The organism is Acidovorax sp. GW821-FHT10A04, from assembly GCF_059415825.1.
The window spans coordinates 78,193-100,197 of sequence record NZ_JBWKNZ010000003.1; the positions used below are offsets into that span (position 1 = coordinate 78,193).

The 22,005-nt window shown below is 61.1% G+C and carries 1 protein-coding gene; it reads right to left on the minus strand.

The genetic code is table 11. The features are described from left to right. Positions 1-4: 4 nt before the first annotated feature. The gene (locus AC07PF_RS08090) at positions 5-21,679 is read right to left on the minus strand and encodes a calcium-binding protein (RefSeq protein ID WP_494611472.1); all 21,675 of its coding nucleotides are present in this window, start codon (positions 21,677-21,679) and stop codon (positions 5-7) included. Between the last annotated feature and the right edge of the window lie 326 nt (positions 21,680-22,005).

The following is a 22,005-nucleotide window of genomic DNA, read 5'->3' on the forward strand; positions in this document are numbered from 1 at the left end:
CTCATCAGTTAAAACGTGGTTTACTAGTATTGGGACCAGTTTGAATCTCAATCTTTACATTTGGAAACATTTTTTCGAATTGTTGCAGGCCACCGTTACATGATGCGCAAATCTTTAACTCAGACATGATACGCATGTCGCCCCTAACATCCTGAACAATAGCAAGCCTATTAGGATTATATTGATGCGCAAAAGTTTCGAGTATTTTCATCTCACTGTCTAAGGCTCGATTGTGGTGCTCTGGCGTTGAGAAAGTTTTAAAAAACCGTTCTTGAGGCATTCCGACTGTACCAGTTGGCGAGTGGGTATTGCTAAGCGCTATAAGCTTACCCCGATCGTCACCGACTGAATACTCAGCGACCGCCAGGTTTCGCTGACGACTTCCATTAGACGTCAGTCCTAAACGGACTCTTTCATCAACAAGACTTGAAGTAGTCGCATGAACCTCGAATTTACTCGAGTCGATTCCTTTCCTTGTCGCGGCAATGTTCTGCATCACGTGCGCTCGCTGCGCACTAGCAACTTCATCAGCCGCGATTTTAGCGCCCCCTTTATCCGCACCATTAATCTGCAGCACAGGCGCTTGATGGGCTGATGCACCTTGAGCTGTGCGCCCGCCGACGTTGTTTGGGGGAAGCATACCCCCACTCCCGGGTGACACCACCCCACTAACGCCTGCAGTGATGGCGGCAGAGGCTGCAGGTTCAAATGTCTTCTTGTCAATGGTTAAACCCGCATTCAACTGCGCGCGAGTAATCGCCGATGCCATAGGAACCTGAACCATCGAGGGATTGCCTTCGACAGAGGTAATTTGGGCATGCCGCGCCTGCAGGCTTTGCATAGCTCCGATGTCACCTGCAGACTTTGCTGCCTCGAACGCGTGCCGGATTTGCCCCAACTCACGCGCTCGCTGCAACTCCTGAGGCGTTGGGGATGCTGGAGAAAGAGCATCTGCTACCTTGGAGCCAAAGTTCCCAGCTGCAGTCATGGCGCTGTTGACAACATCCTCACCCTTGCGCACCACCGGAGCAATGGCTTCCGCCACATCATAGGCAAGGTTGCCACCCGCACGCATAATATTGTTGACAATGCCCCCTCCCTCCCAATAGAGGTTCATCGACTCTCGACTAAACCAGTTGGAGTTGTGGCTAGGCTTGAGAGCGTAGCTCAGGTGAATCGGCTCGAGGTCTTGGCCTTGAACACTTCTAATTGCGACCGGATAGCTGTCCGATCCGCTACTCCAGGTATACCCACCTTGTGCATTGCGAGCAATCACAGAAGGAACCGGATAGTTGCTGGGGGAGGCATTGAGCGAGCTTGGCGTGTCCGGCCGCGCCGCACGAGAGAAGGTCTCTTGGCTATCAGTGTCGTTGGACTGGTCGCTGTCGGCAGAAAAATCTAGATAGCTGCCTCCCGTCCCCCCCGAGTTCGCAGCTTGTTCAGGCCTAGCTACATAGGTGGGCAGCATCATGGGATTGATCGCCGCCATCCGCATGCGATGGTCGTCAGCAAAACTTAACGGGTTAACAGTCAGCGCCCCCGCACCCGCCTTCTGCTCCAACAGCTCACTCCTGCGGAATGCTTCTTGCGCAGTCGGTGCGCTGAATGAGTCCACGATCCCCTGGCCAATCGCATACCCAAACGCATCAGCCGCCACCTGCGTAACGGACACGCGACCACCACGCGCCAGCCCCGCAGCAGCTCCCGACGCAAAGCTGGTCACAACTCGCCCAGGGAAGGACTTTGCAGCCCCTCCCAATGCATCACCCACCACGGCACCCGCTGCAGCACCTGCCATGGCCCCCGCAACGCCCCTCCAACTGAAGCTCTTCTGAAGGCCCGTGGCCACCCCGATACCCTGGGTGATCACACTGCTCACCGCAGCGCGGACCACAGCGCCTCCGAAGCCAGACATCGCTATTTGGGCCTGGTTGAAGCCCGCGCTTACGCCTTGTGTCACACCAGCAGACAGCGCCGCCAACCCCACAGCCTTCCAGCTGAAGCTGTCTTGCGCCCCGATAGCAATGCCCACCGCCTGGCTGGCGATGGAGCCCACTGCGGCTGCTGTTGCGGCACCAGCAACCGTCACGGTGCCCGCAGCTGCTGCTGCTCCGCCTGCTGCCACAGTACCTGCTGCTGCCCCGCCAGCTGCCACAGTACCTGCTGCTGCCCCGCCAGCTGCTACGGTACCTGCGGCTGCCCCGCCAGCTGCCGCTCCGCCAGCCGAACTGCCGATGGTGGCCCACAACTCGGAAGCTGCTGGTCCAAGGTAATACGTCACGACCACCGCCACGATGATCATGATGATTGTGCCGATGATCCCGCACCCACCGCCACTGTCCGCTGGCGGCGCCGGCATGTTGGGGGTCGTATCGCCCACCACCTCGCTGGCGTCGTACGGACGGTAGGTCTCTGCGTTGTTGTGCAGCCCGCTCACCTGGGCTGGCAGTGTCAGGACCTGGCCTTGCGTGAGCGCTGCATTCGGGCCGCTGGCGGCCAGGCCGTTGGCGTCCGCGATCTTCCACCACAGGCTGGCATCACCCCACACGTTCAACGCGATGGCGCTGAGCGTATCGCCAGCACGAACGGTGTAGTTGATGTTGCCGGCGCTGCTGCGGCTGTTGATGGACTTGTAGGTCAGCCCGAAGTCCCCTTGCGCCACGTAATTGGTCTTGCCGTCCTCATCGTAGGGCTTGTCGTTGTCCACGCCCTTGCCGTACGTGGAGAGCACCATGCCGCCCACGACCAGCTGCTTGAGTTCGTTGCCCTCTTGCACCTTCTTGAGCACGATGCCGTTGACGTCGTTGCTGAACAGGCGCTCCAGGCGGGGTCCGGGGCTTTCGGCCTCGGCGTTGTCCTCCGGCCAGTGGGTTTCGCTGACCTTGATCAGGTGGCCGTTGGCATCGTAGGTGCTCGCGCTGTCGCTGGGGCGACCGGTGTTGTCCGAGCGCACGCCGTGCACGGTGGACTCCACGTAGGTGTCGAACTTCTCGTAGGTCTTGGTGTACGTCTGCGTGACATCGTTTTCGTCGACCACACGGTGCTGCAGGACGTTGCCCACGGCATCCACCTGGTCGTAGAACACGTTGTAGCTGACGCTGCCATCGGCCTTGAGCACTTCCTGGCGCTCCAGTTCGCCGTTGGCGTTGTAGTGGCTCTTCTTGGTGACCAGGCCGCTGGCCGCCAGATCTTCGCCTGTGAGGGCTTTGACGAACTCTGCGTTGAGCGAGCCTGCAGGGCCGCTTTGGATGAGGCGACCTGCAGCGTCGTACTTGCGGGTGTCGAGCAGCATGGCAGAGCCGGCAGGAGCGCCTTCTGCGTTCACCGTCTGGTGGCTGACGGTCTTGAGTCGGTTGGCCCTGTCGTAGGTGTAGTTCTGTGTGACCGTGCCCAATTGCGCACTGTAGAAGGTGCTGCTCAGGGCTTCGCTGCCAGTACCACTATTGCCCGTATCCGCCCGTTCGGCGACGTAGCCGTACTGCGGGTTGCCTGCCGCGTCGAGGATGAGGTTGCCGTTTTCATCACGCGCGTAGGGCCTGGGGGCGACGACGACTTGGCGACCGAAGTAGGTGTCGCTGGTGCGGTTGCCGTTGAGGTCGTAGCTCAGGATGTGGCCCTGGTCTGCCGTAAGGTTGCCCTGGTCGTTCGCGTTGTTGTTCAACGCGCCGTCAACCAGGATCTGACGGTTCATGGCGTCGTACGCAAAGTACTGCGACTGGCTCGTGCGGCTGCCTTCTTCGGTGGTGATCTGGTTGCGCAGATCCTTGAAGGGCTTCCAGCCGTACACGGGGACCTGCTTGGTGATGACAGCACCCGTTACCGGGTCAACCTTGGGCTGTCCGGTGGAAGGGTCGATCACCACCTCAGTCTTGGTGTCCACCTGGGTCCAGGCCTTGCCCACCTCGGTGAGCTCCATGCCTTCCGTGGTGCTGGGCAATGGAATGGACGTGTTGACCTGCTGCAGCATCACGTTGCCCACTGCATCGTAGGTGCGGTTGACGGTGATGCCGTCCAGCGCGTTGACCACGGCCAGCCGGCCCAGGCTGTCGTAGCCGATGGTCTGCTGCTGCAGGAGCTCCCCGTTCTTGTTGGTCTGCTCATAAATGCGCAGGCCGCGTGCGTCGTACTCGTAGTGCGAGTCGGTGCCCGTGGCGTTGTCCGTCACGTGCAGCAGGTTGCCAGCGTTGTCGTACTGGTAGTCGATGTCCTGACCGCGGCTGCTGGTCTTGCTTGTCACCTGGCCCGCATGGTCGCGGGTGTAGGTGGTGGTCGCACCACCGATGTCGGTGCTGCTGGTCAGCTTGCCGAAGGCATCGTAGCTGTTGCTGGCGATGTCGCCGTTGGCGTTTTGCTGAGCAATCACACGGCCTTGCGAGTCGTAGGCAGCACGGCTGGTTTCACCCATGGGTTGAGTGGTTGCGATCACGTTGCCCCGGGCGTCGTACTTGAACAGGGTCACTTCGCCGGCAGCATTGGTCTTGCTGATCAGGCGACCCGCCTGGTCGTACACCATGGTGGTCTTGAGCTGCAGCGAGCCCTGGCTGACCAGAGTGTCTCCGTTGAAGGAGTTCGTCTCCACAGAGTCGCCGGTGATGACCCGTTGCTGGCCTTGCTGGTCATAGGTGTACTTGGTCACGTACCCCATGGCATCGGTCATCTGCGTGCGTTCGCCAAACTCGTTGTACGCGTAGTTGACCTTGCCTCCATCCGCATGGATCTCCTGAATGACGCGGCCAGCCGTGTTCAGCACCTTGCCGTTGACGCGGTTGTTGGCATCGCGCTCGGCGACCTGCCGGCCCAGCGCATCGGTGTAGTACTCGGTGGTTGGAGTGGCAGTTGTGCTGCCGGATCCAAGGGTCGCCACTTCAGGCTGGATGCGTTGTACCACCTGGTTGAAGGCGTTGTACTTGAAGTGCGTGACCCAGCTGGCCATGCGCGGATCGCTCTGGCTGAGCAGGTTGCCCCAGCGGTCGAAGGTCTGCAGGACTGCAGGGCGGGTTGCCCCGCCTTCGCCGTTGCCCTCTCGCTGAGCGAGCGTGATCTGCACCGTGCGGCCCAGCACATCGCGTTGGTAATCGGTGCGGCGTACATTGTCTTGGCTCAAGGCATCGGCGGTCGGAGATCCGAACACCGCACTCAGATCGGTCGAGCCATCGCTTTCGATGGTCGCCGTCTGGCGGCCTAGCAGGTCGTACAGGGTGAAGGTGACCACCGCGCCCTTGTCGCTGGTGGCGTCTTGCCCTGGCGCATAGCTGCGCACCAGCTTGCCGCCGTTGTCGTACTGGTAGGTTGCCCGCTCGGCGTAGCCGTTGGTACCCCGGGAGATCACTTCGCCAAAGGCGTTGTACTCCGCATCTTGATCCACGAAGCCGGCACCTTGCTGCGCTGCCAGCGCTGCGGAGCTGGTGCTCAGGCCGCTGACACCCACCGGGGTGTACACGTGGCTCTGGCGACCCAGGGCGTCGTACTTGTAGCCGGTGAACAGGGTCTGCGTGGAGCCATCACCGCCGGTGACGGACTGCCATTGCCTCGACACCTGGCCACGCGCGTCGTACGACTGGTAGCTGCTGACGGAGGTATCCTGGTTCTGGGCGTTCTTGCTGACGCGGGTGACCTGCAGCGCGTGGCTGTGGCTGTCGTACTTAGTGACGGTGACGCGGTTTCCGCCGTCGTAGTAGCCGCCTTCCTGGGTCACCACCAAGGCATTGCCGTGCGCATCGCGCACGAAGCGCGTCATGGCCGAAGCGGGGGCCTGGCTCGAGATCAACCGCCCCAGCACGTCGTAGGTGTTGCTGGAGACGTTGTTGAGCGCATCGGTGGTGGTGAGCACGTTGCCCAAGGCGTCGTACGTCATCTTGGACACCAGGTTGCCGCGCACGCGGGTGCCGGTGGCGTTGGCGCTGTACTCGACATCCACCTGGGTGCGTTCCACCTGGCGGTTCATCAGGTCGTACTTGATCAGCGTGGTGCGATCATCCGGGCTGGTCTGAGAGGGCACAGGACTGCCGCCCAGCGCCGGCTTGGCGAACTCCGTCACACGAGTCACGTTGCCCCAGGCGTCGAAGTCCTGGGTGGTGAGGTAGCCCAGGCCGTCAATCGAGGCGGTGTTCAGGCCACGGATGTCGTAGAAGAAGGTATTGGTCAGCCAGGTGTTGGATGGTCCGTCGATCAGGCGCCGCTCCTGCACCCGGTTGCCGAAGGTGTCGTAGCTGTTTTCTGTCACCGGGGAGCCGGCGTAGCCAGCACCGCCATTGCCGCCGTTGGCCCAGACCACGGGTTCGGTCACTCGGACTGCCAGGTTGCGCTTGTCGTACTCGGTGGTGATGGTGCGGTCCAGGCCGCTGGCCAGCGTGGAGAGCGCGCCGTTGAGCGCGGACAGCGGCAGGTGGCCGGCGAAGCCTTCGCCCAGGCCCTGGTTGTAGCGGGTCAGCTGGGTGACGTTGCCGAAGCGATCGCGCAGATGACCGGTCACGTTGCCCAAGGCATCGATTTCAAAGCGCAGCAGGCCGAGCTTGTCGAACACCTGGTGCTTGGTGTAGCCGGCGGTGTCGGTCAGCGCAATTGCGTTGCCAAAGACGTCATAGCTGGTGGAGGTGCTCAGCACCTGCGGCTGGTCTCCACGGGTGGCGGAGCCCAGGGCAGCGCCTGTCGCGCTGCCTGCGTCGAACACGCCCACCGCGGAATAGGTGACGCGGATCTGGCGGCCTGCGCCATCGTAGGCGTACGAGGAGTCGCGTTGCTCGGGTCGGCCGTAGGCTTCGACCTTTTGCGCCAACTGGCCCGCGCCGTCGTAGCTGTAGCGCGTGGTGATGCGCTGCGAGCTCGTAGCGCCCGCGGCCAAGTGGCCGCCAGCGCCTTCGGTGACAGTGCCCAGGGTGACGGCAGGCGAGAGTTCCTCGATAACGCGGCCTGCCGCGTCGTAGTCAAAGTTCCAGACGGCGTTGTTCTTGTCCGTGCGGGTGAGCTTGTTGCCGGCGCCGTCGTAGGTTGTGACTTCCAGCAGGTTGTCCGCGCTGCGCACCGAGAGCAGGTTGCCGGCGGCGTCAAAGCCATACCGCACTACCTGGGCGACCTGATTGCTGGCATTGGCTTGCACCGCTGCTGCAATGGACTGCGAAGTCAGATGGGTGTTCAGGTCCGAGCCCAGTCCGGTCACTGGCGTCGCGTACTGAACCACCGCGGTCATGCGGCCCAGGACGTCGTATTCGCGGTAGGTGATGTAGCCAGCAGGATCGACGCTGTAGTGCAGGCGACCTGCGCGGTCGTAGCTGTCCACCGTGACACGGTCCGCACTGGTGGGCACGATGAGCCCTGCAACGGCTGCCGTCACATCGTCGCTGTCCAGGCCGGCCAGGGTTGCCTGGTCGATCGCCGTGGCGTAGGCGGTGCGCACGCGCAGCAACCCAAAGGCGTCGTACTGCTGGCGCGTGACGGCGCCGCTGGCGTCGATGGTGACCACCACGCGGTTCTGGGCGTCGAACCCCTGGCGCATGATGCGGTCGTCGCCGCTGGCTGCGGCCACTGCCTGGGCAACGAAGATGCCCGTGTCCACTGCGTTGGAGAACGCATCGGGCGCAGTGGCGCGATTCGCGTAGTCACGCCGTTCCACCAGGTTGCCCTTGGCGTCGTAGGCGAAGGTGGTGACACCTCCGAGCGCATCGACCATGGCCACCTGACGGTTGGCGCTGTCGAAGGCGTAGACGGTCGTGTGGTCGTCAAGACTCGCACCAGGCGAGCCAACGGTTGCCGAGATAGATAGGGCTTGTGCGTAGGCCACGCGCTTGATGACGTTGCCTTGTGCGTCATAGACGCTCTCTGTCACGCCACCGGCACCGTTCACGGCATAGCGCTCGCGGCCAGCTGCGTCGTAGCCGAAGCGTTCGCGCAGATCCACATACGGGCTGGCGATGAGGGCCACGGCGGCTGCCATGGCGGTTTCGTTCAGCGCGGTGCCCGTGGGGATGCGGTTGACGTAGCTGATGCGCTCGGTAACCTTGCCCAGGGCATCGAACTTGTTCTGAACCACCCCTCCGGTGGCGTCCATCGCAAAGCGCTGTCGGCCGGCTGCGTCGTAGGCGAAGCTGCGCACTTGGTCGTGTGCGGGATCGGCCACGGGCTCGCCAATCGAGTAAAGGTTGCCGAACTTGTTGGCAAAGCGGGTTTCGCGCACCACATGGCCTGCAGCGTCGTATTGGTACTTGGTGACGGCACCAACCTCATCCATGCTCAGGACGAGTCGGTTGGCCTTGTCGTAGCTGTACCGCTCGGTTCCGCCGGAATAGGTATTGCGCGAGGTGACGTTGCCGTTTGCGTCGTAAGTGAAGGTCAGGTATTCCGAACCGCTGTTGTTGCTCGTGAGCACCCGGCCAACGCCGTCGTAGGTCCATTGTTTGACCTGGTCCAGCATTTCGTTGAGGACAACCGGGATCTGGGTTTGTGGAACCCAGGTCGCCATGTTGATGCGATGCACGTAGTTGCGCTCGGCCAGAACATTGCCGTTGTTGTCGCGAACGTAGGTGGTGACTTCACCCAGTCCATTGACCTTGGCACCGAGGCGATCGTCGTTGTCGTAGAGGCGGTACTCGATGTTGTCGAGCGCACTGTCCAAGACCTGGGCGCGCGCCTGAAGCACTGTGGGCGCCAGGCCCAACTCGGAGAGCTGCGTTTCCGCGATGGCTGTCGCAAAGCGGCGTGTCTCGATGACCCGGCCCTTGGCATCGTAGACGCTGCCTTGTACCTGGCCCATTGGGTCGATGGTGTAGACCAGTTGGTCGCGTGCGTCGTACACGTACAGCGTGCGATGGCCATTGGCGTCCACCGAACTGGTGACATTGCCCTTGTCATCGTAGGCATAGGTCTTGGTGAGTGCCAGGCCCGTCGGATCGACGGTCTCGCGCACGCGGCGGCCCAGTACGTCGTATTCGTATTCGGTGACGGTGCCATTGGGCGCCGTCACGCTCAGCACGTTGCCACGTTCGTCGTGGGTGTAGCGGGTGGTGATGGCCAGACCTGTGGGATCCACGGTCTGGCTCAGGGTGCGACCGTTCAGGTCGTAGGCGATGTCGGTCCGGTTGTTGTTCGGATCGATCACGCTGACTTGCTGGCCCTTGGCGTCGTAGACGTGCTGGGTTTTCAGGGCCAAGCCCGTCGGGTCCACGGTGCGGCTGAGCACGCGGTTGGCCGCGTCGTAGCCATAGGTCACCAGGTTGCCATTGAAGTCGCGCTCTTCGATCAGGCGGTTGGCCTTGTCGTAGGTCTTGGTCTCCTGGCCATTGGGGGCAATGGTCTTGACCAAGTTGCCGTCGCGGTCGTACTCGTAGCTGGTGGTATAGCCGCGGCCGTCCTTGATGCTGGTGGTCTGGCCAAAGCGGTTCGTGGTCGTGGTGACTACGATGTTCTCTGGCGAGGTGACGGTGATGGTGCGCGCGCTGTCGCTGTAGGCGTAGGTGGTCGTGAAGCCCTTCTCGTCAGTCTGGCTTAGCACACGGCCGAACGCGTCATAGCTGCTGCTGGAGGACACGGTGCTGTTGCCGCCCATGCCCTCGGGCTTGGTCAGGGTGATGGCCCGGCCCAAGCGGTCATAGGTTTGGGTGCGGATGTTGCCGTTGGCGTCCACGGTGCGCACCAAGCGGCCGAAGGCGTCGTACTCGTTTTGCTGCTGGGCGTTGATGCCTGCGGGATCGGCCGTGGTGCTGGTGAGCTGGCCCCGGTTGTCGTAGACGTTGACCTGGCGCAGGTCGTCGCCGGCCAGTTCTGTCACGCGCTCGGTTTCTTCTCCGAAGGCGTTGTAGATGTGGCGCACCACGGCGCCTTCGGCATCGGTGGTCTTGACCAGGCGGCCGGCGGCGTCGTATTCGTAGCGTGTAACCGAGTTGTTGGCTGTCCCAGCTGCCGTGGCGGCCTGGATTTGCGCCGCGACGCCTACGCTACCAGGGGCGGTGATGACTCCGCCGACCAGAGAGCCGGCAGGGATACGGGTAGCGTACGCGGTGGTCTGGCTCAGGCGGCCGAAGCTGTCGTAGCTGCGTTCGGTAAGTTCACCCTCTGCGTTGACGGTATAGCGCAGACGGCCTTCGCCGTCGTAGTAGTAGGCGGTGCGGTTGCCGTTGGGGTCGGTGGCGCTGATGCGCTGGCCGGCTCCGTTGAGGGTGTAGGTCGTGCCGTACTGGGCCCAGATGGCGTTGATGGCAGCGGTGGTACTCGCTCCAGCCAGCAGGGCAGCGCCGGTGGCTGACAGCTCGGCAATGACCCGCCCTTGCGCGTCGCGGCGTACCGGGAAGCGGCGCTCCTGTTCTTGCCCCTGGCCCTGGACGGTGGTGCTGAGGTTGCCGGCAACGTCGTACTGGTAGTCGATCTTGGAACCCTGGGCATTGACCTGGGTGGCCACCAAGCCAAATGCATTCCAAGTGGCTGTGCTGCGCTGATCTTGGGCGTGGGTGGCCGGCCTCAGTTGCACCAGCGTGCTGCCAACTGTGGGCGCTTCACGAACCTTGTTGGCGTAGCGGTAGGTTTGCAGCAACTGCCCTTCAGAGTCGTAAGTTGTCTCCGTGAGATAGCCTTCGGCATCCACCTGTGCGACGCGCTGCCCCAGAGCGTTGTAGTAGTTGAAGCTGACTAGGTCGTTGGTGCCGGAGGCCGGCAGCAGCGTTGCGACGCTGCCTGCGGCCTGCGCCTCGGCCAGCCTTGTGGCAAACGCTGCAGCGTTGGCGAAGCCGGGGATGGGCTGTGCATAGGCAATGGTCTGCACCAGGCGACCCACCGCGTCGTAGCGGTTCTCCGTCAGGTAGCCCAGGGCATCGATGCTTCCCAGCAGGCGGCCCGACTTGTCGAGAACCTGTTCCTTGTGACGATCGGTCGCTGCGCTGCTGGTGGCCACCAGGGCAACCACTTGCTCGCCTGCAGCTGCGCGCGAGGCTTGGCCGATGACAAGGCTGCCTCCATCGACGGACAGTGCCACCTGGGTGCCGTCACCCAGCAAGCTGACATTGACGGCTGCGGCGTATTGCGTGGTGCCTACAACCCGGTGTGCTCCGTCACGCTCCAGACGGGTGAGGTTGCCCAGCGCATCGATCTGCGCGGTGAGCAATCCCGCTTCGTCGTAGAGAGACCAGGACACCAAATCCGTGGCGCTGGCGGCAGGGCGCAGGGTCTGCAAGGTCTGGCTGCCGGCCGGCGCTGCGGCAGGGTTGGCGTTGAAGCCGGTGGTCGGCTTGCCATTAGCATCAACAAGACTGCTCACGTTGACGCGGTTGGCATACACCAGGGTCTGCGTGACCTGGTTGTTGCGGTTGTACTTGTACTCGGTGAGAACGCCTTCGGAGTCGATCTCGCCGGCCTTGCGGCCTGCCGCGTCGTACAGGTACCAGTGGCGCTGGCCTTCCGGACCGGTCGTCATCAGCAGGCGGTTGTCTGCACCGTAGACCAGGGTGGTCGTGCCCGACTCGCCGTTGGCCCCCGTCATGCTGGTCACGTTGCCATTGGCTTCGTAGGCGTACGTGGTCACCAGGCCCAGACCGTTGGAGACGGTCGCCAAGCGGTTGTTGGCGTCGTAGGTCTTCGTCAGGATGATGTCCTGAGCGCTATTCACCACCGACAGTGATGCGGCCGACGTCCATCCAGACACACTGACTCGCTGTGCATAGTGGCGCTGCTCAATCACGTTGCCGTTGCTGTCGTACCGGTAAGTGGTCACGTCGCCCAATGCATTGACCGTGGCCGTCAACCGGTCGTCTTTATCGTACCTGCGCCATTCGACGCTGTCCGCGGTCGCAGCAGCCGACAGCCCGGCCACCTGAGCCAGGGTCGGAGTTTGTCCCAATCCCGCTAGCGCCAACGGAGCAATGACCGCGGTATGTCCACGCACTTGAAGGATGCGCCCCTCCGTGTCATAGCTATTGCTCTGCACCTGCCCCAGCGGATCGATGGTGTACACCAACTGGTCACGGGCATCGTAAACATACAGCGTGCGCTTGCCGTTGGCGTCCACCGAGCTGGTCACATTGCCCTTGTCGTCGTACGCGTAGGTCTTGGTCAGCGCCAGCCCTGACGGGTCCACCGTCTCGCGCACGCGCCGTCCCAGCGTGTCGTACTCGTATTCGGTCACCGAGCCATCGGGCCCGGTCACGCTCAGCACGTTGCCTCGCTTGTCGTGCGCGTAGCTGGTCTTGAGCGCCAGGCCTGTGGGGTCGACCGTCTGGCTGAGGGTGCGGCCATTGCGGTCGTACGCAACGTCCGTGCGGTTGTTGTTGGCGTCGATGACGCTCACGCGCTGGCCCTTGGCGTCGTAGACGTACTGCGTGGTGCTGTTGAGGCCCGTGGGATCAACCGTGCGGCTGAGCACGCGGTTGGCGGCGTCGTATTCGTAGCTCACCAGGTTGCCGTTGGCGTCGCGCTCTTCGATCAGGCGGTTGCGCTGGTCGTAGGCTGCCGTGGCGGTGCCCACTGGGCGGCTGGTGCTGACCAGGTTGCCGTTCTTGTCGTAGTCGTAGCTGGTGGTGTTGTTGCGCCCGTCCTTGATGCTGCTGGTCTGGCCGAAGCGGTTGTTGGTGGTGGTGACCACCACGCCTTCTGGCGAGGTGACGGTGACGCTGCGTGCGCTGTCGTTGTAGCTGTACTGGGTGATGGCACCCAGCGAGTCCGTCTGGCTGAGCACGCGGCCGAATGCGTCGTAGCTGGCGCTTGTCGTGGCCACACCAGCGCTGTTCATTCCGGCCGGCTGGACCTGGGTGATCACCCGGCCCAGGCGGTCGTAGGTCAGGGTGCGCGTGTTGCCGTTGGCGTCGACGGTGCGGATCACGCGGCCAAAGGCATCGTAGGCGTTCTGCTCCGCGGCGTTGATGCCTTCGGGGTCGGCCTGGGTGCCGATGCGTTGGCCCCTGACGTCATAGATGGAGCTTTCGCGCAGGCTCTTGCCTTCACTGATCTCCGATACCCGTTCGGTCTCCTGGCCGAAGGTGTTGTAGGCGTGGCTGACCACGGCACCCTCTGCGTCAATGGTCTTGGTCAGGCGGCCCGCGGTGTCGTATTCGTAGCGGGTGACGGAGTTGGTGGCTGCGCCTGCTGCCTTGGCGGTCTCGAACATCACCAAGACGCTGTCCGTGGGCGATGTGCTCAGTACTCCGCCAAGCAGTGTGCCCGGTGCGGCGCTGAGGGGGTGCGCATAGACGGTGCTGGCAACTACCTGGCCGAAAGCGTTGAAGCTGCGCTCCGTGACTTCTCCAAGGGCGTTGACGGTGTGGGTGAGACGCCCGTCGACGTTGTAGAAGAAGGTGGTGGTACCCAAGGCGTCAGCGCTACGCAAGCGCAGGCCGTCGGCGTCATAGCTGTGGAAGACGCCGTATTGCGTCCAGATGGCGTCGATCTCTGCGGCGGTCTGGTTGCCGGTGAGCAGGGCTGCGCCGTTGGCGTTCAACTCGGCCGTCAGGCGGCCTTGGACGTCGTAGCGTGCGGTGAGGGTGCGTGTCTCGCCCGTTCCCTTGGCTGCCACGGTCTGGGTCAGTTGGCCTGCCAGGTTGTAGCTGTATTCGGTGACCGTGCCGTCAACGTCGGTCTTGCTGGTCAGGCGGTGCAGGTCGTCGTAGGCGAAGCTGCGCGTCTGGTCCTTGGGGTTGGAGGCGGGGCGCAGTGAGGTGATGCTGGTGTTAGCAGACGCATTGGCAAGGGCCTGCTGCGCAGCCGTGGTGACCGAAGAAGCGGCGAGCTTGGTGGCGTAGCGCACGCTTTGCTGCAAGTTGCCCGCCACGTCGTACACGTATTCGGTGAGATAGCCTTCCGCATCAAGCTGCGCGACCTCCTGGCCTTTGGCGTTGTAAAGACGAACTGTGACTTGATCGTTGACCGTGGTCGTCGGGGTCAACTGGTCGATGGTCGCGCCGCCCCAGGTGTCAGGGTTGCCTGGCGACTTGGTGGCATAGACCGTTGTCTGGACCAGACGTCCCAAGCCGTCGTAGGTGTTGCGAGTGAGGTAGCCTGCGGCATCCAGATGGCCCAGCACCCGGCCGTTGGCGTCAAGGACATCGCGCTCCACGCGCGTTTCGAACATGCTCACCAGATCCCAGCGAGTACCGTCCGCAAACGTCACCAGTTGCACAGGGTTGAGATCATTGGAAGGGCTGCCGTCGACGAAGAAGCCTTCGATCGTCACGGTGTCGCCAGTTTCCCGGATGACCACCTCCAACGTGGTGCCCACGCGCTTTGCAATCACATCGCGCGCAGAGATCCCTGGCTTGAATGCCAGCGTGCTTCGGTTTGCAAGGATGTTCTCGCCGCGAGCCGGGCGCGCAGCGATGCGGTCGCGGCCATCTCCACGGCCGAACAGGTAGGTATTGGCGCCAGTCCCCCCCTCAAGAGTGTCTTCGCCAGCCCCCCCCTCCAGAGTGTCGTTGCCGCCATTGCCCTGAAGCCGATCGTTGCCGCCCATGCCTGTAAGAAATTCCGGTGTGGAATATCCAATGGCAAAGTCATCACCATTGCTAGGCGCTTGAACAGCCAGTCTGACGTAGTTGGCGTCGACGACTGTGCCGTCGCTGAAGCGGAACTGGTCCACGTAGTAGTGATTGCGGGTTCCTCCTTCGTCATAGAAGAACCACTGAACGCGCAATGTGTCATTGCTGTCTTTGATCTGGACAAGCAGATCCATGCCATCGCGTCTGAATTGAACATCGCCCAGCAGCAGCCCGGTCATTTCGACCACATCCAGAGCTAGCGGAAGGCCGGACGAGCTTTCGGTTGAAGATCCATTGGCAATGGTGTCGTTTCCATAGCCGCGTCCAAAAACATAGACGTCCGCCCCGGCTTCCCCAGCGAGATAGTCGTTCCCGATTCCCCCATCCAACCGGTCGTTGTTGATGCCACCGACAAGCGAGTCGTTTCCTGCGCCCCCAATGAGCAGGTTGTCACCGGTTCCACCGTCCAATGAGTCGTTTCCAGCGTCGCCGACAAGCGTGTCGTTGCCAGCTCCTCCGTAAAGGGTGTCATTCCCTTGACCACCAGCCACGCTGTCGTTGCCGCCATTTCCCGAAATCCAATCCGCGCCCTCACCTCCGGCGAGTGAGTCGGCTATTTCATATCCCCACAACGCATCATTCTCGATACCCGCGACTTGGACCGCTGCCTTGACATAGTTTGTATCGACCACCGTTCCATCACTGAACCGGAATTGATCGATGTGATAGTGCGTTCTGCCTTCCGCGTCTGCATAGAAGAATTGTTGAATTCGCAAGGAGTCAGCCCCCCCCTTGATCAACACCAGCAGGTCAGCGTTGTCGCGTTTGAAAACCACTTCGGCCAGCGTCAGCCCTGAAAGTTCGACGACATCAACACCAACCGGGAGTCCATAGTTGTACTCTTCAGATGAATAGTTGCTGATCAGATCGCTGCCCGAGCCGCGACCAAACACATAGGTGTCCGACCCTGCTCCACCATTGAGCGTATCGTTGCCACTGCCACCATCGATACGGTCGTCCCCATACTCTCCGTATAGGTTGTCATTGCCATTGCCGCCAAGCAGGGTGTCGTTTCCCTCGCCGCCGTACAGGGAATCCGTGCCGGCATTTCCTTCCAGGACATCATTTCCTGCGTTGCCGTAGATGGTGTCGTTTCCTTCTCCACCCAGCAGACTGTCGTTTCCGCCCAACCCGGAGAACGCGTCCGCCCCCTCCCCGCCGGAAAGGGTGTCGTCGGTTGCATATCCCCAAAGCTTGTCGTCTCTTTCGCTGCCAATTTGAACTGCAGATTTGACATAGTCGAGACCGACGAAACTGCCATCGCTGAACTTGAACCGGTCAATGTGAAAGTGGCCACGGCCTGTACCGTTGTCGTAGAAGAACGAGGCCACCTGCAAAGTTTCGGTGCTGCCTTTGATGTGAACCCACAGGTCATCGCCTTCCCGCCGGAAAACGATGTCGCTCAGCAGAAGGCCGGTCAGCTCCACCGTATCAATACTGGTGATTGGTACACCTGAGTGGACTTCGGTATACGTGTAGTTGGAAAGATAGTCGTTTCCCTGACCTCGCCCAAAAATGTATGTATCGGACCCTTCGGATCCGTACATTGAATCGTTGCCCACCCCGCCGGAGATAGTGTTGTCAGAAGCGTTTCCGTAGAACGACTGCCCGGGAGGCGGCGTTGCCACGATTGCGTTGGCTGCGTTCCGGGCATCTGCAAAAGTCCAGACCACACCATTGCCAAACTCAAAACGATCAACACCGTAGCCGTACACCTGCTGCAGACCGTCTTCGTAGAAGAAGTTGGCGATGCGCAGTGTGTCGTTCGTATCCTTGATCCGAATCAGCAAATCGCCACTATTGCCTTGAGCAGTGGTCCACCCACGAACGCTCGACGCACGGGAGAAAGTCACATCTTGAGGCGACAGAGAGAGGAGCTTCACCACATCGGTCTTGGAGGCGAAACTGTCCCCTTGGGAATCGTTGAAGATGGTGTCTTGGCCAGCGCCTCGGCCAAACATGTAGATGTCCGATCCAAGACCGCCTTTGAGAGTGTCATTCCCGGCATCAAGATTGAACACATCGTTGCCGATCCCTCCATCAAGGACGTCATTGCCGATGCCACCATCAAGCGTGTCATTGCCAGCCTCGCCCAGCAGCGTGTCGTTCCCGGCATTCCCGAGGACGCTGTCGTGGCCCGCCCCGCCTTCAACCTGGTCGTGGCCGAGCCCGCCCTGCAAGGTATCGTCGCCTTCGCGGCCGTAGAGTGTATCGTCACCCTCCAGTCCATCGATCACGTCGTTACCTGCAGTTCCAACCAACCGGTCGCCCGTCTGGGTTGAAGTGCGGGCGGCAAGTCTGATTTCCGCGAGCGACCACTGTTGACCATTGCCGAATTCGATGCGGTCGACTGCTGGTCCATAGACCGCTGAAAATCCATCTTCATAGAAGAAGTTTTGGATGCGCAGCGTGTCGTTGGTGCCCTTGATCTGAATGATCAGGTCGTCGCCGCCTCCTTGCGTATCGCGAGCCCAGCTGTAACGCGTCGGATAAGCACGGGTAAAGATCAGATCCTCTGGCGCCAACCCTTCAAGCCTAATGAGGTCAGTCTTTGCGGCGAGGTTTTCTCCGGTGGTGTCGTTCGTGATGACGTCCTGGCCAGAGCCTCGGCGGAAGAGATAAGTATCCGAACCAAAGCCGCCCTCAAGGCTGTCGTTGCCAGTGCCGCCGTCCAAGGTGTCATTGCCGGCAGCCCCCTTGAGCGTATCGTTTCCTTCATCACCCAGCAGACGGTCATCGCCAACCCCTCCATCCATGGAGTCGTGACCGATCCCCCCGCTGATCACATCATTGCCTGCATCACCCGAAAGAGTGTCAGCCCCAACATTGCCCAGAATGCTGTCGTTGCCTACGCCGCCTTCTACCTGGTCGTTACCAAGTCCACCATCCAGGGTGTCGTCGCCGTCACGGCCAAACAGGGTGTCGTCACCTTGCATCCCATCAATAACGTCACCGCCAGTGTGTCCCACCAGTCGATCACCCAGTTCGGTCGAAGTGCGCGCTGCAAGCCGGATTTCTGTGATCGACCACTGCTGTCCGTTTCCAAACTCGATGCGATCGACCGCTGTTCCATATGACGCCGTGAAGCCATCTTCATAGAAAAAGTTCTGAACACGCAGCGTATCGTTGGTACCTTTGATCTGAATGATCAGGTCGTCTCCACCTCCCTGCGCATCTCGCGCGTATCCGTACCGTATCGGATATGCGCGCGTAAAAATCAGATCCTCTGGCGACAGCCCTTCGAGCTTGATGATGTCGGTCTTTGTGGCGAGGTTTTCTCCTTGCGCGTCGTTCGTGATGACGTCCTGGCCAGAGCCTCTGCGGAAGAGATACGTGTCCGAGCCAAAGCCGCCCTCCAGGCTGTCATTTCCGGCTCCACCATCCAGGGTATCGTTGCCTGTGGCCCCCTTGATCGTGTCGTTGCCCGTGCCACCCAGCAACTGGTCATTGCCGACACCACCATCGATGGAATCATTGCCAGTCCCACCGGATATGGCGTCGTCACCGATATCACCGTACAACGCGTCGTTTCCATCGGCGCCCACGATTGAGTCGTTACCAGACCCACCTTCGATCTGGTCATTGCCGAGTCCGCCATCCAGTGTGTCGTTTCCTTCACGGCCATAGATGAGGTCATCCCCTTGCAGGCCGCTAATGGTATCGGCCCCGGTGTATCCCACCAGACGGTCATTCAGTTGAGTCTGCGTGCTGACCGCAAGTTTGATATCTGAGATCGACCACTGCAGTCCATTGCCGAAATCGATGCGGTCGACAGACGGCTTATAGAGGGGATCTTCGTAGAAGAAGTTGATGACACGGAGTGTGTCGGTCGTGCCTTTGACACTGATCAGCAGGTCATCGCCAGCCCCTTGACCGTCAATCCACCAGTAGGTGTAGGGTACCCGGGTGAAAGTGACATCGTCAGGCGTTAGGCCGAGCAGACGAATGACATCCAGCTTCGTCGGAGCATTGTCTCCATAGACCGAGTTCCAGATGCTGTCTTGCCCAGAACCACGACGGAAGATGTACGTGTCGGAGCCGTTCCCCCCTTCCAGGCGATCATTGCCAGCGCTGCCATCCAAGGTGTCGTTGCCAAAGCCGCCTCGCAAAGTATCGTTACCGTTTCCGCCGGTCAGATAATCGTTGGTGGCATACGTATCTACAGTCTGCGATGCATCCGTTGAGAGCGTAACGATTCTTCCAAGTTCGGCACGATCCAACACCGTCCCATTCGCAAACCGAAGCTCCAAGATCCCATTAGTGGCATAGGCACCTGGTGTCGGGTCGTAGAAGAAGTACAGGTTAGTGATGGTCTTGCCAGATCTGACGAGCTCAATTTTGAGATTGTGGTAGCCCTCTGCTCTGGTAATCTTCACATCACTGGGCTCGATACCCGCCTCAAAGTCGATGACGAGAGGCTTGGTCCTGTGCTGAGGATAGAACTCGAAGCTCGCACTGGAGTGCCCAAACGGCAGGTACTCCACATTGGGATTGCTTGTGGCGGCGGCAGCCGTCCCAGCGATCACTGACAGCTTGAGGCTCTGCGAGGCAATCGCGCCCGAGGGGTGCGATTGCATGGTGATCTGGATATTGAGCTCACCAGCATCGGCCAAGCCGGGGTTACCGTAGAAGGTCTGCGTGCCGGCATTGAATTTCAGCCAGGAGGGCAGATTTCCCCCGCCCACCAGACTGACTGTGTAGCTTGCGGCTCCAGCCATCGCACCTTCATTGAAGATGCCCGCCGGGATCTTGTAGCTTAGAACAGTGCCGGTTGTGACGGACTGATCCGGAATCGCTGCAACCACCTCGGGCAGATAGGCCATGGGAGGCGCATCGTCGATGGCAGGCAACCACAGAAGCTCGCGCACGTCGTTGACCGACACATCCCCATCGAGCTGCTCCACATCAATGGCTCGTCCGTAAGTGCTCGTGCCCGTCTTCCTGGAGAAGGCATCGTACGTCGTCTCCGTGACGCTGCCCTGCCCGTTGATCTCAAAGCGCAAACGTCCCGCTTTGTCATAAACGGACCACTGGCTCCGGTTCTGCGCCGAATCCGTGGGGCGCACCGCTTCCAGCGTCGGGTTCGTGGGCTTGCCATTGGCGTCGGTGAGCAATGCCACGTTGACGTTGTTGGCGTGCACGATGGTTCGCACCAGGCGCTCGAAGCTGTCGTAGCGGTATTCGGTCAGCGTGCCGTCTGCATCGATGTCGCCGATCTTCTGGCCCACTTCGTTGTACAGGATCCAGAAGTTGCTGCCCGCAGGAGTGGTTCCCATCACGAGGCGGCCTGCCGCATCGTAGTAGGAGCGGCTCACTCCCAGCTCGCCCCCCCCGGTGCTGCTTTCGGTAAGGCTTAGCAGTCGGCCCGCGGCATCGTATGCGTAGGTGCGCACCAGGCCGTTCTTGTACGAGACGATGGTCTTGCCATCAGCGTCCGCGTAGGTGGTGAGGTCCAGCTGCCCCAGTTCGTTTTGCGAGGAGATGACGCGGCCCAGCCCGTCATAGGCGAAGACGGCGCTCTTGCCGGCGGCATTGACCGATTGCAGGAGCTGGCCCCGGGCGTCATAGACGTACTGCAGGGTCGATTGCGAGCCATCGAAGATCCCTTCCCCGGCCGCCGTGAGCTTGGCGAAGGTGGTTGCGCTGGCCAGCTGGCCACGGAAGTCGTAGGTGTAGCCTGTCTTGGCAAAGCTGGTGACGGGCTGACCGCCCGCCCAAGTCTCCATGCTGACCAGAGTCTTGGGCACAGCCCCATTGGCATCGAACGTGATGGGGTTCTTGGTCTGATAGCGGATGGTTTCCTTGACCTGCCCCAGTGCGTCGTAGCGGTATTCGGTGACTTCTCCCGACTGCGCGATGGCAAAGCGCACGCGCGTGGGGTACTGGCTGTCGTAGACGAACTGGCGGGCCAGTTGGCTTCCGCCTGCAGCGGTGACTTCGGACAGCAGTTGGTTGGCGCTGCCGTAGGTGCGCGTGGTGACTGCGCCTGCGCCGTTGTCTTCGCGCACCAGGTTGCCATTGGCGTCATAGGCCATGGTGCGCAGCACTCCGTCGGCTCCCACGTGCTGCACGAGGTTGCCCGCCAGGTCGTAGTAGAACCGTTCTGTGTCTGGCGAGTTGGTTTCGTTGGGACGCACGACCTCCTTGAGGTTGCCGGCAACGTCGTAGCGGTACTTCGTGACGGCACCCAGTGGATCCGTCACCGCCACTTCGCGCAGGTCGGACTGCGCCGCCGTGTTGGCAGGGTGCGTGTAGGTGGTGGTGATGGAACTGCCGGCAACCACTTGGGTGGTCTGCACCACCCGGTGTTGGCCATCAATCAGTTCGTAAGAGATCTGCAGCAGACTCCCGTCCGTTTGCGTGATGCTTGCGATGCGGTGGCTGTCCCCGTCGTAGGTGTAGCTGGTGGTGTAGACGGCGCCGTCCTGGATCGAGGAGTCCTGCGGTGTGAGGTCGACGATGACCTGTGAGAGACGGTTGGCGGTGTCGTACTGGTAGCGCACCAGCACCGATTCCTGGCCGTTGGTGTACACAGTGCGGACTTGTGCGAGGTTGTTCCCCGCGTAGTCCAGGAAGGTGGTCTCGCCGCTGGCGTTGGTGATGCTGGTGAGCAGGCTGCCGGTGTAGGCGTAGTCGACCCGGTTGCCATTGGCATCGGTCGCGCTCAGCATCTTGCCAAGGCTGCCGTCCCAGCTGTAGCCCTCAGTGTTGGCCGTGGCGCCGTCTTTCCAGGTCCAGCTGTTGCTGGCGGTATCAAAACGCAGGGTGTCGTAGGCCCCTTCACCACTTTGGGTCACGTAGGCTTGCTTGAGGCCGTCATAGCGGTACAGCGCTTCTGAGCCGTCCGCATCGACGCGCACGATGGAGCTACCCACCGTATTGACCGTGCCCACCAGATTCTTGATGGACCGGTAGAAGCCGATCCTCCAATTGTCCGCGTTGTCGTCATCGAGCAGACCCTGGCTGTTGTAGGTCCGCAGCACGCCAGTATCGTTACCCACCCCCATGATGAGGTCGTCGCTGCGCTGGATGACCAGGTTGCCAGTGGCCGCATTGACATAGGCCAGATCCTTGCCCCGCCCCTGCGCTGCCGAGGCATCGTGCGCCCCCGCGTTCAAGACCCCCAGCGAGGTGGACGACAGACCCAAACTATTGCCCGCAACGATGCCAACCATGACTATTCCTTTGATCTCTTAGACAACAACAGAGACGGAATAGAGGCATGGCGGCTGATGTTCGGCGCGCCCTACTCGGTTCCTCCCCTCTTCTCACCAATCAATCCGCAGGGTTTGGAATTTGTTTAGCGCGGGATGTAAAAGACCAGCAATCGAGCAGGCCCGAGAGTTCGCGCCAAAAAAAGTCCTTTTAAATCAACAACTTGATAGATCAACGGGCAACGAAATCCGACTAAATTGCAGGACTATTACCTCGACCACCGCGGTTCAATAGAGATCCCTGAGTGGCGGGGGAGCGCAGGGTCCGAGCCGCAATTCATCAATGC